The organism is Ureibacillus xyleni, from assembly GCF_900217795.1.
Taxonomy (GTDB): domain Bacteria; phylum Bacillota; class Bacilli; order Bacillales_A; family Planococcaceae; genus Ureibacillus; species Ureibacillus xyleni.
This window is the reverse complement of record NZ_OBMQ01000008.1, coordinates 107,715-122,193: the sequence shown is the minus strand read 5'-3', so window position 1 is coordinate 122,193 and position 14,479 is coordinate 107,715. Positions and strand designations below refer to the sequence as shown.

Genomic DNA, 14,479 nt, shown 5'->3' with positions numbered 1-14,479 from the left:
GATATAGCCACCCACTTTTAAAAATGCCCATACAAAAAACAACAAAAGAAAGCAACATAAAATCATGAAAGTTCTATCTAATAGTTTTAACATCTCTTCTCCCCCAAGTAAACGTTCTTGGTAAGTTTAACGCGTTCGGTGGGTAAAAGTTACAAATGCTCTTCATTTAATCGAGGCAAAATACGTTTCTAATTAGTCGGCCAATTTTCCATTGAGGTTAAAATCTTTATTTTTTGGCTTCACTTTGCTGCCCCTTTTGGATATATCGTTATGATTTGATTAAACAATGAAGTATTCCTATGAATATCCATTTTACTATAGACTTCTTGGTAATGCTTTAACCACTCATCCAAAGTAGTTGGTTTATACGACCTATCCTCCACAAAGTTACATAAAATTAACCACGTAGGAATCCCCAACTTTTCATTTAAAATATACAAATATGCTAAACGATTTGCTAATTGATAATATTGATTGAGCCAAATGTCCAACGATGCATGTGAATTAAAGATTTGTTTTACTTCTTCTAATGTACTTTCGATTAACATTTTACTTTTGCCATCTACTGCTTTACTTTTTGATTTCATTTCGTTTACATGGGCTTTTGCTTCAACGAGTAATAGTCCTTTTTGATTGTTCTTTCCTTGCACGACAGCGAAACCATCCCACTGCGGTCCTTGTCTAGTCCAAAATGTTTCTAGAATACTTCTTTTATCTTTCCAATCCTCAAATAGCGTTAAAAATTCATTTCGATATTCTTTGTGGTTGTTCTCTTCTAATGGTGAATACCATGTAATCTGGAGTTCTTTATCTAGAAAGGTTAATAAAGATGGTGAACTCATTATAATCGCATTATTCATTTCTTTTGTTTGATGGTTTACATAATGTTGTATTTGCAGTTTGCTTCCTTTTTCATTCTCCAAATGTTTCCACCAACTTTCATTTTAATTCATGATAAAATACACTTTAAACGGACGCAAGAAAAGATTTTCTTTAGAAAGTAGTGTACCAATGAGTTTATATTTTGCTTACACCTTAGTGGGACTTTCGATTGCAATGCCTGTGGGTGCAATTACGATTGAGATGACAAAACAAGGGTTGAAAAATGGCTTTTTACATGGCTGGGCGGTTGGACTTGGCGGCATGACCATCGATTTACTGCTCGTGATTGCTCTATACTTTGGATTGGCTCAATTTTTAGCATTGCCCTATATTCAATTGCCATTATGGATAATTGGGGCCGTTTTTTTAATTTTATTGGCAATAGATTCGATAAAAAATGCAGATCATGATATTGCTTTAGCAGGTGAGAAAGTGAATAAATCATTTTTTTCAACTTATCGAAATGGTCTATTCGTTGCAGTTTCACCCGGGAACTTAGTTTTTTGGATTTCAGTTTTTGGGACAGTTTTAGCAGATTCTTATTCCAGTTCCAATCAATTTTTGATCGTAGCACTCGGTATATTATCAGGCATTTTGTTACACGATATTGGATTGTTAACGATCATTTCATTAACGCGAAAAGTAATGAATCGCCAAATGATTAAATGGACATCGATTATTGCTGGAATTATATTATTAGGATTTGCTTGTTATTTCATATATGAGTTTTTCGTGGATGTTAAACAATTACTTCATTAAAAAAGGAGTCGTCTGAAATTAAGACGGCTCCTTTACTCGGTTTAATACAAATGGTTTCTTGCGATAAACACTTAATGCTATCCCTACGATGAACGCATTTAATACTGTTGGCATCAGGCCGTAACTCATAAATGGTAGCGACATTGAAACGATTGGAAATACGCCAAACGTCATACCAACACTATATAAAAACTGAGTAGTAAACAGGGTTACGCCGCCCATAATGAGTAATTTTCCAAATGGATCTTTAATGGAAATGGCAATTTGACAAATACGCACTGCAAGGAAAGTTAAGATACCAATGATCAATAGCCCCATTAAATAGCCATAAGTTTGAATTAGTGTGGCAAGCACAAAGTTTGTATGGGTATCTGGCAGATAAACTAATTCATTCGCCCCAAACCAACCCGCGTTCGTTATAGCTTTTTCAAGTTGGAGATATAAGTAACCAAAACCAGTTTCATATTTTTCTGGATTTAAGAAACTAGCAAATCGAGCGTATTGATATTCTGCAATCATCCCTTTCACAATAGCAACGGTTGTAAAAACAAAGATACCGACAACGATTAGACTTAGACTACTAACCACCCAAAATTTTTCTTTCCGCGAAAATTTACTTTGTACGAAAAGTACGCCAACAATCACAATGTAAATGAATAACATTGGTAAATTCCCAACGAGGGTGAATACAAAAATAGATAATAGAAATAACGCAATCCCTTGCCATAACTTGAAAGAGGTTGTAGAAAGAAGTGTTGCCCAAGCAATTAACAATAGTGGAAGCGCCATCCACGTTTGAATTTTAACAAAACCTAACGAAATAATTGGCTCTCCGATTAATAGTTCATTTGAAAATAGATGAATGATGACGATTAACCCAATCCCTGCAAGATAAAACCAATAACCGAAGTTCTTTAATTTTCGGTAGTCAAAAAACATAATGCCGATTGCAATGCATAAACCCATTATCGAAAATACTGCCTTATTGATAGCTAAAGCTTGAAAATTAAAATCACTACTAAATATCTCTTTTACAGCCATAATCGGTAGAAAACTTAATAGCAAGGTGATACTGAGCAACCCAATTAAAACCCAATCCACTTTTGGCTTGTGTAATTTATTTAAGGACTTTCCAAGTGTCAGCGGGCTCCCCATTTCCTGTACTGCCTTTTCTTCAGCTTCTTCTTCATTATAGCCTTTTTCGAGCCATGCATTTTTTGAGTTTAGTAGATGCTTGTCTAGCTCATTCTTTACATAGGTCTTTGCTTCCTTAGAGCGAATTTGACCTGTTACCGTTTGTAGAAATTTATTCATTTTCAAACTGGGTCACCCCCTGGAAGAATTGTCGTGAAGAAAAGGCGTTCTTTTTTTGTAACGATTTTTTTCCTTTCGCCGTTAATAGATAATACTTCTCCCCATCACTGGACCAATATGATTCAAGATTACCGAGCTGTTCTTCCGTATGTAAAATGGTGTAAACAACTCCCTCATTATTGACAATACTTTTAGTCCCTTTTACATGTAGTAATTGCGTAATTTGAGAACCTGTTTTTTCATTTGTTAGTAAAGCTAAAATGATTTGTGTGATGTCCTCATCAAGTGTGATTTGCTGCTTTATTTGTTGGCGATGGGCATCTTTAAATTGGACATTTTGAAATGTATGTTGATCCATTGCTTTTTTTAACCCTTTTAATCGTTCATCCATGATGACCCCTCCAACATTTCTTTTAAAAGTGATTTTCCTCTTTTCAACCGCGTTTTCACTGTATTGACATTCACTTCAAGTACACTCGCCATTTCTTTTAGTGAAAGTTCTTCATAATAGAATAAATAGATAACTTCCCTAAATTTTACTGGTAATTGCATGACAGTAGATGCGAGCTTAGCATCCTCATCTTGCTGAATGATGGTTTGTTCTACATTGTTTTGACTTTCATTGTTTCCTAATATGGCATCATCCGTTACTTGCACACGTTGGTTATACCAGCTTTTCAAATAGTCTTTTGAGTGGTTAATGGCAATTCGCCAAAGCCATGTTTTGATGCTTGATTTCCCTCTATATGTAGATAATGATCTGTAACATTTCACGAAGATTTCCTGTGTCAAATCCTCTGCAATTGTTTCATTATGTACGTAAGCATAGACAAGCTGTAAAATGTCTTGACCGTACGTACTCATTAATTCGTCAATCAGCTCTTCCCGATTGTCAGCGGTTATTATAGTACTCGTTATTTCCTCCACACGTTTCCCTCCAATTCCCTCATTAGACGAGACAGTTGAATGAAAAGTTTTCCATTAGACAAAAAAAGGCCTACTAAGAATAGTAGAACCTTAAAGCATAATTTCATAACGTAGCATCTGCTCATTATCGCTTTTCTTCTTATATTCATACCCACATTTTTGAATCAATTTGTCCCAATACGATAACGCAGGAAGATTTGCTTTTAAAACATGAAGAACACAAATTCCTTGATTTTGTTCCCAAAAGTCTTTGCATATTTTTTCAGCAAATCCATTTCTTCTACTTGTTTCAATGAGGAAGATTTCTTCTATGGAACACACCTTTTGATTGGTTTCCGAATTAGAAAAAACTACAAATCCAATGGGTCGATCATCTTCAGTAATGCAAAATGCTTCTATCGTAGAATCCGTAAAATATTGCTCGACATGCTCAGCTAAGTAGTTGCCGTCATGGTTTATTTGCGTACCAATCCAAGAATTATACTTTGATAGTTCATGAGCATAAATATTGAATAAACTTACAAACGCATTTTTCATCTCTGCTGCTTTCATTAACTGCATAGTATCCCTCTTTTCTGAACTATCTCCACCGGTCGTAAAAGATATAATCAGTGCTAAATCTATTCCCTTTTCAAAAAGAATTTTAAGGCAAAAGTATACGCAACAATAATCAATGAACATCCTAATAAAGCCGCTGCTAGCATACCAAGTCCAATACCGTACCAAGGATCTACAGTAGCTGCAACGATAAAACTACTAACGAATACTAGGAGGGAAACAATTATGCTCGCAATCGCTGGGTAATATCTTTTTCTCGAATGATGTAGTGAAAAATAGGTGCTAATTAAGCCTACGAAAATCACATACAGAATCGCTACTGTCGTTCCATTTGCAAATGTATCAATTGTTTTTGATAACAGATGGCTAGATTTTTCAGGTGAAATCGCGAATTCTATCTGTTGAATTTTTTCAGTTTTTAAATCAATTACGTTAAGCGTATGTTTTGCGGGATCTAGTGGCCAATTTGTATTTTCTAAAAAAGCAATTTTGTTTTGGTCCTTGAAAAATTTCGGTGATACAACTGATGATTCCAGATTTGTTAGCCTTTTACTTTTCCCATTTTCAATATCAAGCAAAAATAGTTCATATTTAAATAGCGAACTGTCATATGACTCTTCTGAAATCGTAGTGTAAGCTAATAACCTTTCATCAGGTGAATAATGGAAAAAGTAAGTATCTTCCGGTAACAGGTTGGATCCTGGTGCTTCTTTTTCCGAACCATCTTCAATAGAGTAAGCTGTTACTTTTTCTCTATTCTGCTCGAACAAGCTGTAATAAAGTGCTTTTCCATCTTGTGAAACAGACAAATAATTCATCGTAAAGTGGTCTTGATTCGTTAACTGTTTGATCTTTTTTGTAGCAAGATCCACGACAAATAAGTCAAATCCTTCTGTTGTTTCACCTTCACCCTTCTTAAAATCTTCTGCTGGTGTTGCAAAAAAATAGATTTCTTCGCCAGTTTTTGAAAATGCGGCCTCAGAAACATGGGTTTTGTCGTCAGTTATGATTTCCTTCTCATTGCCATTTGGATTGGCTACGATAAGTTTGTTTGTCTTTTCCGCATTTTGGGCTAAATAAAGCATTTTCGTTCCATCGAAAGAATATCTCGGACTATGAAAATTTTCAGATCCAGTGGTTAACTTTTCTACATTTGTTCCATCGATATTTGAACGATAAATATTTTCTTTTCCATCTAGATAATAAGAAAATAGGTATTTTTCTTCATTGGGTGACAGATCAAAGGTGCTCCCCATCCCGGTGAAATATCGATATGGGTCATTATCCCGCAGCAAGCCAAACACAATTGAACCCACAAGTAATAGGAATGTTACAGAAATCAATGTAATGAATATTTTCTTGTTTTTCAATTTTCGCACTCCTTTCATCTATTAAATCAAGGCAGTTTATCGAGGTGTGATTTTGGTATTCATCAAGGTTAGGAATAAGTTTTTTTACATGGCAACTCACTAACTTCAGCGGGTTGCAACTATTGTTCTTAGTTAGACGGAATTATTTGTTAAAAGTTCCAAATGGTGCACCTACTCTATGGCAATAAAAAAAGCACCAAAAGAATATTTGGCACTTACCGGCGATAAAGTGTTCTTCCTTTATCTTTTTTCATTTACAAAAAAAGTGTCGGATTTCCCGGTAAAAGTGTCGGATTTCCCGGTAAAAGTGTCCGATTTCCCAAAAAATGTGTCCGATTTCCCAATATGAATAAAAAAGTGCCAATCCTTTGTGAGAAAAATTGGACACCTTCTATTTTATTTTTTCTTTTTATATTCCGTTCGCGCAATATCTCTTATTCTAGAATACTCGATAAGGTTTGTAATAAAGTTTGAAAATTGCTCTACTGAGATGCTTTCTTGTGCTGGGAAAGCGGCTAACACAATTTGATTTTCTACTACTAGATGTGGAGCTTCCTTTTTCACTTTGTCGATTACAAATTGATTTGTCATCGATCCACTTCTTCCATTGTGAGTAAGAATCCACGTGTTCCCAAGCTTTTCTAAAAATTGATGTAAATTTAACTGAAGAATATACGATTCGCTATGCCCCTTTTGAATGCCGACACATAATGATGTTGTGCCCGTTCTATTTCCATACAGTGGATCATTTACGGTTTTCGCTGTTGCAAACATTCCGATACGGTAAAAATATTCCTCTTTTTTGCTATGTTGCACGATAAAACTACGATGAAAGCCGTCATAAATACCACCAGAAGCATTCCCGAATGAATAATATCCTGCTTTTCGATCTTCTAACACAATGCTATTTTCGAATTTCCCAAACCGTGAAGCAAGCAATACATTATGTAATTCAGATAAAAATTGTTGTACTTCGAGCTCCGCAAATTCCGAAACATGTCCAACATTCACTAAATAATCGATATATGGTTGATAAGAAGTTTCTTCAATACTAAGCCTTTTAAATGGTAAATATTGAACTCTTTCGTAAGGTTGGTTCCCAATTAAGTCAATAATATTTTTATGGGAGATTTCAAAATATCGGCCATTTTCATGTTCATATAATATTGTTTCATTGCCGTTATGTATTGCCACATAAGGTGCTTTTATATATTTGTTGTAATTGGTCACTTGCTCTTTGACATGGTCCCCCAACATCACTTTAGGCTCTTTTAATTCAATGACAATTAAAGGTTTATTTTCTGAATCATTGATTACCACGTCTGCTCTCCCTGCAACCGGTACATATGCCGAAATTGGGATTTCTACAAGCAACGATTCTTTAGGAACATAATTTAATAGTTCTGCACATAAATTTTGCCTTACGTTTTCTTCAGGAGTTAATGGAACAGGATATTCTCTTACAACGCAAACAGTTTTTTTCAATACAAATCCTCCTCCATTAATACAATCGGGTAACGCATGATTCTACATAACGTAATATCTTCTATGTACCCTTTAAGAAGGTCATCTAGGTTAAATTCTACATTAATTTCCTCTTCAATCGTTTCATCTTCAAAGACTTCTCTTGTATGTACCACTTTTCCTTTGATGGTGACAACTTTATACATCCCAATGCTGCTATTGTATTCGTTACTATTATCAAAACGAATCATCAACTCTGGTAATTTTGCTAATAGCTGTTTTTTGCTTTTCACGAAAATCTGTTTATATCTTTTTCCTTGTAATAATACAAATTTACGAGGTTGTTTTCTTTTCATTTTTGCTGGCTTTTCTTTAGTTGTGAAATCTTCAGAGTGTTGGATGCTAATATTTTCTATGTGTTGTTCTGAAAGTTTATAGGCTCTAATTTCATAGTAATATTGATCAGCATAACCAGAGATATATGTAAATTCATGATTTAAAGGTTCTTCATATGGTAAAAATTCACTTTTAGGTGCCTGTGTATATTTCGTAGCTTTGGCACATTTCCTTTCGATAGTGAGTGCTTTCTTCGGTTCATTGGATAAGACTAGCAATACTTTCACTTTATAAGGTAATATACCAGATTCGAGGATTTGCAGATGTTCATTGATTGGTTCCAAATCATCACCTGAATATGTATCCTTTACTGTTGATTCAAAAGAAGCACATGCCTCAAAATCTGATCGCATGCAATCAATATAGCTTAATGCCTTTTCTTCAAATAAATCGAATTCGGCCCCAGTAACATTTTCTGAGTATAATTCTGGCAGCACTAAAACCGTATGTAAGTGTGTACTTTTTTCGTAATGATTCCCAGCAATGATTCCAACAGCTGGAACTCCATCATTTTTTGTTGGTTTGTGGAACATACAATTGAGTAATAAAGAATATAGAGAATTCGTTGATAAGGATAGCATATTAAAACCTCCTCTTTCTTATAAAGTTTAGCTGAATAGATGGTTAATGAAGTCCTGGAGTGAATGGCACTGCTCACATAACTTTTCAAAACTACTTTGATTAAATACCTTGAATGTTAATGCGTTATTTTCATAGATTGTTTCATTCACAAAGGATAGATTGTATTCCGTTCTTTTTGGGTTATATTCATTTCCATCTTGATCTTTGTAATAATGAATGATTAAAAATATGCCATCGTGATTCCTATTGTAAAGTTGATTTAATAAAACATATTGGCCTACTAATAATTTAGCCATGTTGCCCGAATCAATTTCGATGAGAATTTCTTTATTTCCTATCTGTATGGAATTATCAACAGATATCGAAACTAATTTATCATCACTTTGATAGTTTCGCTTTCCTCCTAAAATATTTTGGCCAAACTTCCCCTCAAAGTAGTTTCGAAATTTGACTTCATTACTACCTGCAACTACCTTTTTACCCATTTCTTTTCACTCCCTCGCATTTAGTTCTATTGTACCACAATAGTTTGTAAATCATTTCCTATTTAATTAAGTTGTAGAATGAATTGCTATGTGTGGTTGCATGGAGAGATTTCGGATGGAGTGGTTTTCATAATCCGGATGTAGGTCATTTTTGAGGGGAAATTTGAGTGAAGTAGGTTTCAAACAGATGAAGGCGGACTCCTTTGCAGAAACCGCTTCATCATTAGTTTATTTTAGCGACAGCACAGAATTAATGAATTACCAATTGTCCCTTTTCATAGGAAAAATTTGGTTTATAGCTCCCTTTTGGAAAAATAAACGTCCATGGCATACTCACTTTAGGCGGAATGGCAAGAGCTGGTAAAGTGAACGCGTGATCTGCAATACACTTTTCATCGATGTGATAACTTACTTTTGTTTGATGAAATGTGAGGAGATGATTGGTAAAATTATGCACGATTACAGTCACTAATAACGCCTCTTTATGATTCATTGCTACTTGTAAAGATGTGCAATGTATTTCGGAACCATGCTTCGTTTCATTAAATACTTGTTCTATCTTTTGTCGATCTTGCGGAGACAATGCTTTGTCCCAAGATGCTTCAAATTGTAATTGTTGCATAACTAAACCACCTCTTAAACTATTTTCGCCGTTTTTCCTCTTTGATTTCCTTCGCTAAATATATAATTAAGAGCACCATTCCTGCAACAGAAACAAGCAAACTAATCAAAAAGCCGATTAGCCAAGCCGTAAACGGAATTTGGATGTTGGTTAACGTAAAAATCGCAATGAATACGATGCCAATAAACATGAATAATAGTCCTAGTTTTTTCAACGTTTTAGCTCCTTATTTTTTACTTATTCTTTTCCTCCCCTCCAACTTTTAACCAATGTCTTGCAAATTGCATATTGGAGTTGATTCCTTGAGTAAGTTCAATCCTGAAAAACTAACCGTTGAATATAGAAATGGTGTTACGGCAACAAAATATACGCTTACTCATTCTAATATTACTGGACAGCTATTGGGGAACTTTTCAACATCTAGTCTAAAATTTAAGGTTGAAATATACAATTAACTGTATACTTCAACCTTTTAGATTAATTTACGAAGAATTTTAACTTAATAGGTTTATTTAAAAATTTCCCGGAAGTAGATTTAACTTTCCCTTCAATATAAAGGAAGTATGTTTTTCCCTTTTCATAACCCGCTTCAGGTGCTAAAACTTCTAATGATTTTCGATCTTGCCCTAGTCTTAATTTAATCCCTTCAACATTTTGCTGATTATATTGGATATAAACCGTTTCTGCGTTAATGGTTTTTTCATCTATCACATCGTTAAATGCGATTGTCCAATTCTTATCTACTGGAACAGATTTTTCCGGCTGCCAAGTAAAGAAATGTTCATGCCCTATTTCGTCCATGACAGTGATAATGGAAGGTTCACTCTCATTGCCATATTCATCAGAGGAAATAAAGTAAAGTTGTGTCCCAAATTTAGGGCTTACGATTGGAATAGTAAATGTACCATTTGTTGAAACAACGGTTGTGCCTAATATATCTTCACCTAATTTCATCGTAATGACCGTTCCTGCTTCAGCTTGACCTGTTACGAAAGTGGACATATTCGATATTTCATTTACAATCGGCATTTTCGGTGCATTTGATTCTTTAACAGTGATTTTTCTGATTTTCTTCGTTTGATTTCCTGATTGATCTACCACTCTATAAATCAGTTCATATGTTCCTACTTTCGTTGTATCTACAGTACCTTCTATTACAATTCCTTCTGTAATATCGCCATCTACATTATCTGTTGCTGAAACATTAAATTTTGGATCAAACCGATCATTAAGATTGATTGCGACATTTTCAATTCCTTGAAGAACAGGAGGAATCGTGTCTATTACTCCGGGATTTTCTTTGCTGTACAAGACATTCCAATCGCCGTCACCATTATATCGAATCTCATTATTTTTTGTAATTGTAATTGGAATCGTTTTTTTACTATTAAATAATAGACTTTCGATTGTTAACGTAAAGTCTCCTTCCGTAATTGGTTGGTATGTCCATTGTCTATTATCTTGATATTTTATATATACTTCCCCATCTTTCTCAATTGTTATTGTGGAAGTTGGTTCTTCTCCACTATTAAAGTGTACATTAATAAAATTGTTTTGGAGATATTTTGAAAAATATATATCATGTATGTCTAACTGATCTGCAGTCTTAAATGACCAAGAACGGGAAACATCTCTAACATTTCCTTTTGCATCTTTAACGGAGGCTTCAACCTCCACAAAGTATGTATGGTCTACTTCAAGTGGTGATTTCGGGATTAGAAAAACATGGTTTTTTGAATGATCATCTCTACTCGGTGTAACATCATAAAACGGTACTTTTTGACCACTTTCATTTGTTAACGATAAACTTTTTACAAGCAATTGATCATTGCTGTTAACTGGAAAGTATGCATAGCTTATTGGATAGCCAACGTATGTTTTATCAACACCCCAAAAACGTAACGGATTTGGATTTTCAGCCACAAACCAAGATACTTTTGCGTTTTGTTGTTTGTCATATGGGTATAGAACAACTTCAGCCTGTTTTTCTGTTCTAGTGTAACTGCCATAATTTATTACGATATCCCCGCGATCGTTATAACCTATTCCTGCTAAATCGCTATGAGGGTCAATAATACTTAAACGATGATATGGCGCATCCATTAAATTATCGACACCTAATAAACCTGTCTTTTTTTGGTAAGTAATACCTTCCCCTGCACTCCCTGTGAATCCAAAATAAGCAGCACGTTCCCAAGGATGATTCCCTGTATATCCAATTTTGTTACTACTTTCATTATGACCAGTTACATTATTTGTACTTAAATAATTGCTATGTGCCTGTGCTGCTTTATGTAATATTTCATTTTCTGAAAAAGATGGTAATTGTAATTCATTACGGTATTTGTTCAATCGGGAAATGGATTCTGTTTGGACAGCATTAAGTATATTTAGATTTTTCCCTTCAAATGGGTTGACTGGTGATGTGTCGATTGTAAAATTCCATGATGTAATCGGATTCTTTTTACCATAAACAGTTAATTCAATAGATACTTTATGAGTTCCAGTTAGATTATTGGCTTGGTATGTCAAATACCCTGATTGTTCATCATAATCGGCATCTACCTTTACTCCATCTATTAACATATTTAATTCATAACTAGCATCTCCGGTAATTTTTATATAGTAAGTAATAATCGGAGACGATACACCCGTAAGCCCACTTGGTTTCCCTGTATAATCATATGACCAAGATATTGCGTCAGTGGAATAGTTTTTTAGTTCAACAGTATTTAATGTTTCTAGACTTGGAGGTTCTATCTCCTGTTTAGCTTCTTCACCAAATACATTTGTAGATAATGAAAAATAGATGATGAGCAGTATTAAAAGAAATAAGCTAGATTTAAATTTTTTCATTATTTTCACATCCTCTTTTAACCTAGTTTTTACTATATTTGTAATTGTAATAGATTATTAAGAGAATGTAACTATTTTCCTTTATATTGAGATTAGTATTGTTTGAAAAAGTGTCGGATAATCTGTCTTTATAAACCCTATCTCCCCAAGAAAAAAGTGCCAAACCCTTTTTGGATAAAGAGTCTAACACTTTTCACCTTACTTATTCACCCTCTTATGATATTCCTTCAAGCTATACAAACTTAAATCCCTAACATCTCGATTTTTGCTTTGGGATAGTTCGTTTAATACCTCCAACAAATATGTATCTTCTATCGTGCCTTTATTCTCACCTTCTGCACAGCAGGATAAAAATAGCAGTAAATTGAAGGAAGCCACTGAAAAACTAAATACCGATAAAAATTTATAGTAATTATTTGCTTCTAAATAGAAGGAGGGATTCACTTCGCTTTCCACGGGCTTGGCTTCAGCCTCCTCGTCGCAAGCTCCTGCGGGGTCTTCAGCTCAAGCTGTTCCCGTAGGAGTCTTCGTGAATCCCACTTCCTAAAAGATCTGAGCGTATTTTTATTATAAAAATTTATTAAAATCGACTTTTTCAGTGCCCTAAAATTGAAGTGGACTTTTGGTTTTTCGTGTTGCCTCATTTTTTCCACCATATACCGAATTAGCTCATTATTCGTTGAGAGAATTTTCGTAAAATACCGGTCAATTTCTGCTGGCTTCCCCTTTAGTAATACTTTGTCAATTTTTAATAATACTCTATTATTTCCTGTACAGATAGTTCTGCATCATCGAGGTTTAATTGTTCTTCCTCAATATAATCAACAAGACCTTCCACAAATTCCTCAAAATCTTTTGCTAATTGGATTTCTTGATTTTGTTCAACATCAATAAAAATGACAGAAGGATTCTTTTTTCTTCTATAATCTAAACAAATGAACATAGGGGCGTCCGCTGATATTATTAGTAATTTTTTACTGCGGATTCCCCATTCTTTGCGTAAATAAAGATTATCTAATAATCCAGGGGCTTCCCCAATTCCGTATAAAAAATCGACATGAACAGAATTGTTTGCCCAACTATTCGGCGTGTTGGTAGGATAATATTTCTTTTTCAAATAAAATCCATTTCTTTTCTTCAGTAATTGAATATAGAAATTTGGCAATTCAACCTTCAATTCTTTTTGAAGATTTTCTAATGATTGCAAATCGATTTCCCCTTGATAATATTCATCTAATTCTTCTTCCCAAAGTTTCATCTTGTTTCACCCCCAAAGTTTGCCGCTCATCCTTATTTTAACATAAAAAAACGATTGCTCTACGCAACCGTATATTACGGTGACATCAACGGTCCAGTGATGCCAGCTAGTATTATTAAAAGAGAGATTGAAGCAAGTAAGGCTGGCTTTATCGATGCTTTTTCGTCTTTTACTAAGGAAGCAATTGAGTAAACTAATGAAAAAATTAAGACAAATGGCCAGATAAACCAAGTCCAATAATAAAAAATCCCGATTCCTTGCATTAAACCAATTAGCATAATACTCCCCCTCTTTAGTTAAGTTCCACCGTTAACGTTAAATGAAAGGCAAAGGTATTGATATTTGATATGAACGGTATTTACTTGTTCATTATGAATCACACTTATGATAAAAAAGGATCAATCCATTTAAAACTACTACCTGCTTCAAGCGCATATCTCTTAAGTCGTTGGATTCCATTTGCTCCCCCTCCTCTACTTGTTTACGAAATAGAAACCATTTTGTCCTCATTTTTTCGAATTATTTTGATGACGGAATTCTTTGTCCCAGTTTGTCACCAAAATAGATATATAGTGGTGATGTTGAGCGTTATAATATAAATGGACTTGTTATTTTTGGATAGGGGTGTTTGTTTAGGAGATGAAAGTGTTAAAGAAAATTAGGGATGGCTATATTTTTTGGCATGCCAATCAGTTTAAGGTACCTCAATTTAGTCCTAGTCCTATAACTAGAAAAAGAATCACTTTTAATGGAAAGGTACAAAATGTCGGTTTTCGTTTAGAGGTATTCTTTATTGCCGAACGATTACACTTAACGGGATGGGTAAAAAACATGGAAGATGGAAGTGTAGAGGGCGAATTTCAAGGAGAAGAATCGAAAATTGATTTTCTCGTAAGTTGTATGCAGTCATTGAAACGAGCATCTGTACAGCAATTAACTACAAGTGAGTTGCCGATTTGTGAGAATGAGAAAGACTTCATCATTATAAGGTAGATTAAACGAATAT

General features: G+C 34.4%; 16 protein-coding genes. 2 read left to right on the top strand and 14 right to left on the bottom strand.

All coding sequences use genetic code 11. The annotated features are described in order from the left end of the window. Positions 1-239: 239 nt before the first annotated feature. Positions 240-923 (bottom strand): hypothetical protein, encoded by a 684-nt coding sequence (locus CRO00_RS12745; RefSeq protein ID WP_097074059.1) that lies wholly within the window; start codon positions 921-923, stop codon positions 240-242. An 88-nt stretch (positions 924-1,011) separates the two neighbouring features. Between CRO00_RS12745 and CRO00_RS12740 the strand changes: the two genes are divergently transcribed. Beyond that, a complete protein-coding gene (locus CRO00_RS12740) occupies positions 1,012-1,641 on the top strand; it encodes a LysE family translocator (RefSeq protein ID WP_097074058.1) in 630 nt (209 codons plus the stop codon). Positions 1,642-1,659: 18 nt separating this feature from the next. Here CRO00_RS12740 and CRO00_RS12735 read toward each other — a convergent pair whose 3' ends face one another. The 13 genes from CRO00_RS12735 to CRO00_RS12670 form a co-directional block, all read right to left on the bottom strand. Beyond that, positions 1,660-2,955 carry an FtsW/RodA/SpoVE family cell cycle protein gene (locus tag CRO00_RS12735; protein WP_237658419.1) on the bottom strand — a complete coding sequence of 432 codons (1,296 nt, stop codon included), beginning with the start codon at positions 2,953-2,955 and terminating at the stop codon, positions 1,660-1,662. Next, positions 2,948-3,346, bottom strand: a complete 399-nt coding sequence (locus tag CRO00_RS12730; protein ID WP_097074056.1) for a helix-turn-helix transcriptional regulator — start codon at positions 3,344-3,346, stop codon at positions 2,948-2,950. Before CRO00_RS12730 ends, CRO00_RS12735 begins: the two co-directional genes overlap by 8 nt. Next, a complete protein-coding gene (locus CRO00_RS12725) occupies positions 3,331-3,882 on the bottom strand; it encodes a sigma-70 family RNA polymerase sigma factor (RefSeq protein WP_097074055.1) in 552 nt (183 codons plus the stop codon). Before CRO00_RS12725 ends, CRO00_RS12730 begins: the two co-directional genes overlap by 16 nt. A 90-nt stretch (positions 3,883-3,972) precedes the next feature. Next, positions 3,973-4,443: a GNAT family N-acetyltransferase gene (locus CRO00_RS12720; protein ID WP_161946685.1), complete on the bottom strand. Its 471-nt coding sequence runs from the start codon at positions 4,441-4,443 to the stop codon at positions 3,973-3,975. 59 nt (positions 4,444-4,502) lie between these two features. Next, a complete protein-coding gene (locus CRO00_RS12715) occupies positions 4,503-5,810 on the bottom strand; it encodes a TolB family protein (RefSeq protein ID WP_097074053.1) in 1,308 nt (435 codons plus the stop codon). Positions 5,811-6,206: 396 nt separating this feature from the next. Further along, positions 6,207-7,295 carry a type I restriction enzyme HsdR N-terminal domain-containing protein gene (locus tag CRO00_RS12710; protein ID WP_161946684.1) on the bottom strand — a complete coding sequence of 363 codons (1,089 nt, stop codon included), beginning with the start codon at positions 7,293-7,295 and terminating at the stop codon, positions 6,207-6,209. Continuing rightward, positions 7,292-8,251, bottom strand: a complete 960-nt coding sequence (locus CRO00_RS12705) for a hypothetical protein (protein ID WP_097074051.1) — start codon at positions 8,249-8,251, stop codon at positions 7,292-7,294. Before CRO00_RS12705 ends, CRO00_RS12710 begins: the two co-directional genes overlap by 4 nt. Before the next feature lie 27 nt (positions 8,252-8,278). Then, complete coding sequence (locus tag CRO00_RS12700) at positions 8,279-8,737, bottom strand: hypothetical protein (RefSeq protein ID WP_097074050.1); 459 nt, start codon at positions 8,735-8,737, stop codon at positions 8,279-8,281. 250 nt (positions 8,738-8,987) lie between these two features. Further along, the gene (locus tag CRO00_RS12695) at positions 8,988-9,359 is read right to left on the bottom strand and encodes an SLAP domain-containing protein (protein ID WP_097074049.1); all 372 of its coding nucleotides are present in this window, start codon (positions 9,357-9,359) and stop codon (positions 8,988-8,990) included. Positions 9,360-9,378: 19 nt separating this feature from the next. Further along, positions 9,379-9,573, bottom strand: a complete 195-nt coding sequence (locus tag CRO00_RS12690; RefSeq protein ID WP_097074048.1) for a hypothetical protein — start codon at positions 9,571-9,573, stop codon at positions 9,379-9,381. Positions 9,574-9,836: 263 nt separating this feature from the next. Continuing rightward, positions 9,837-12,215, bottom strand: a complete 2,379-nt coding sequence (locus CRO00_RS12685) for an immunoglobulin-like domain-containing protein (RefSeq protein WP_097074047.1) — start codon at positions 12,213-12,215, stop codon at positions 9,837-9,839. Positions 12,216-12,963: 748 nt separating this feature from the next. Beyond that, positions 12,964-13,473 (bottom strand): SMI1/KNR4 family protein, encoded by a 510-nt coding sequence (locus CRO00_RS12675; RefSeq protein WP_097074045.1) that lies wholly within the window; start codon positions 13,471-13,473, stop codon positions 12,964-12,966. A 74-nt stretch (positions 13,474-13,547) separates the two neighbouring features. After that, on the bottom strand, positions 13,548-13,751 hold the full coding sequence (locus CRO00_RS12670) for a hypothetical protein (RefSeq protein WP_097074044.1): 204 nt from the start codon (positions 13,749-13,751) through the stop codon (positions 13,548-13,550). 361 nt (positions 13,752-14,112) lie between these two features. On the opposite strand from CRO00_RS12670, the gene CRO00_RS12665 reads away from it, so the two are divergent. Then, complete coding sequence (locus CRO00_RS12665; protein ID WP_097074043.1) at positions 14,113-14,466, top strand: acylphosphatase; 354 nt, start codon at positions 14,113-14,115, stop codon at positions 14,464-14,466. Positions 14,467-14,479 lie beyond the last annotated feature (13 nt).

What these genes read in the sequence shown, in the direction of transcription:
- CRO00_RS12740 (WP_097074058.1), top strand. Translation starts at nt 1,012, where the DNA reads ATGAGTTTATATTTTGCTTACACCTTAGTGGGACTTTCGATTGCAATG.
- CRO00_RS12735 (WP_237658419.1), bottom strand. Translation starts at nt 2,955, where the DNA reads ATGAATAAATTTCTACAAACGGTAACAGGTCAAATTCGCTCTAAGGAA.
- CRO00_RS12730 (WP_097074056.1), bottom strand. Translation starts at nt 3,346, where the DNA reads ATGGATGAACGATTAAAAGGGTTAAAAAAAGCAATGGATCAACATACA.
- CRO00_RS12720 (WP_161946685.1), bottom strand. Translation starts at nt 4,443, where the DNA reads ATGCAGTTAATGAAAGCAGCAGAGATGAAAAATGCGTTTGTAAGTTTA.
- CRO00_RS12705 (WP_097074051.1), bottom strand. Translation starts at nt 8,251, where the DNA reads ATGCTATCCTTATCAACGAATTCTCTATATTCTTTATTACTCAATTGT.
- CRO00_RS12700 (WP_097074050.1), bottom strand. Translation starts at nt 8,737, where the DNA reads ATGGGTAAAAAGGTAGTTGCAGGTAGTAATGAAGTCAAATTTCGAAAC.
- CRO00_RS12695 (WP_097074049.1), bottom strand. Translation starts at nt 9,359, where the DNA reads ATGCAACAATTACAATTTGAAGCATCTTGGGACAAAGCATTGTCTCCG.
- CRO00_RS12685 (WP_097074047.1), bottom strand. Translation starts at nt 12,215, where the DNA reads ATGAAAAAATTTAAATCTAGCTTATTTCTTTTAATACTGCTCATCATC.
- CRO00_RS12675 (WP_097074045.1), bottom strand. Translation starts at nt 13,473, where the DNA reads ATGAAACTTTGGGAAGAAGAATTAGATGAATATTATCAAGGGGAAATC.
- CRO00_RS12670 (WP_097074044.1), bottom strand. Translation starts at nt 13,751, where the DNA reads ATGCTAATTGGTTTAATGCAAGGAATCGGGATTTTTTATTATTGGACT.
- CRO00_RS12665 (WP_097074043.1), top strand. Translation starts at nt 14,113, where the DNA reads ATGAAAGTGTTAAAGAAAATTAGGGATGGCTATATTTTTTGGCATGCC.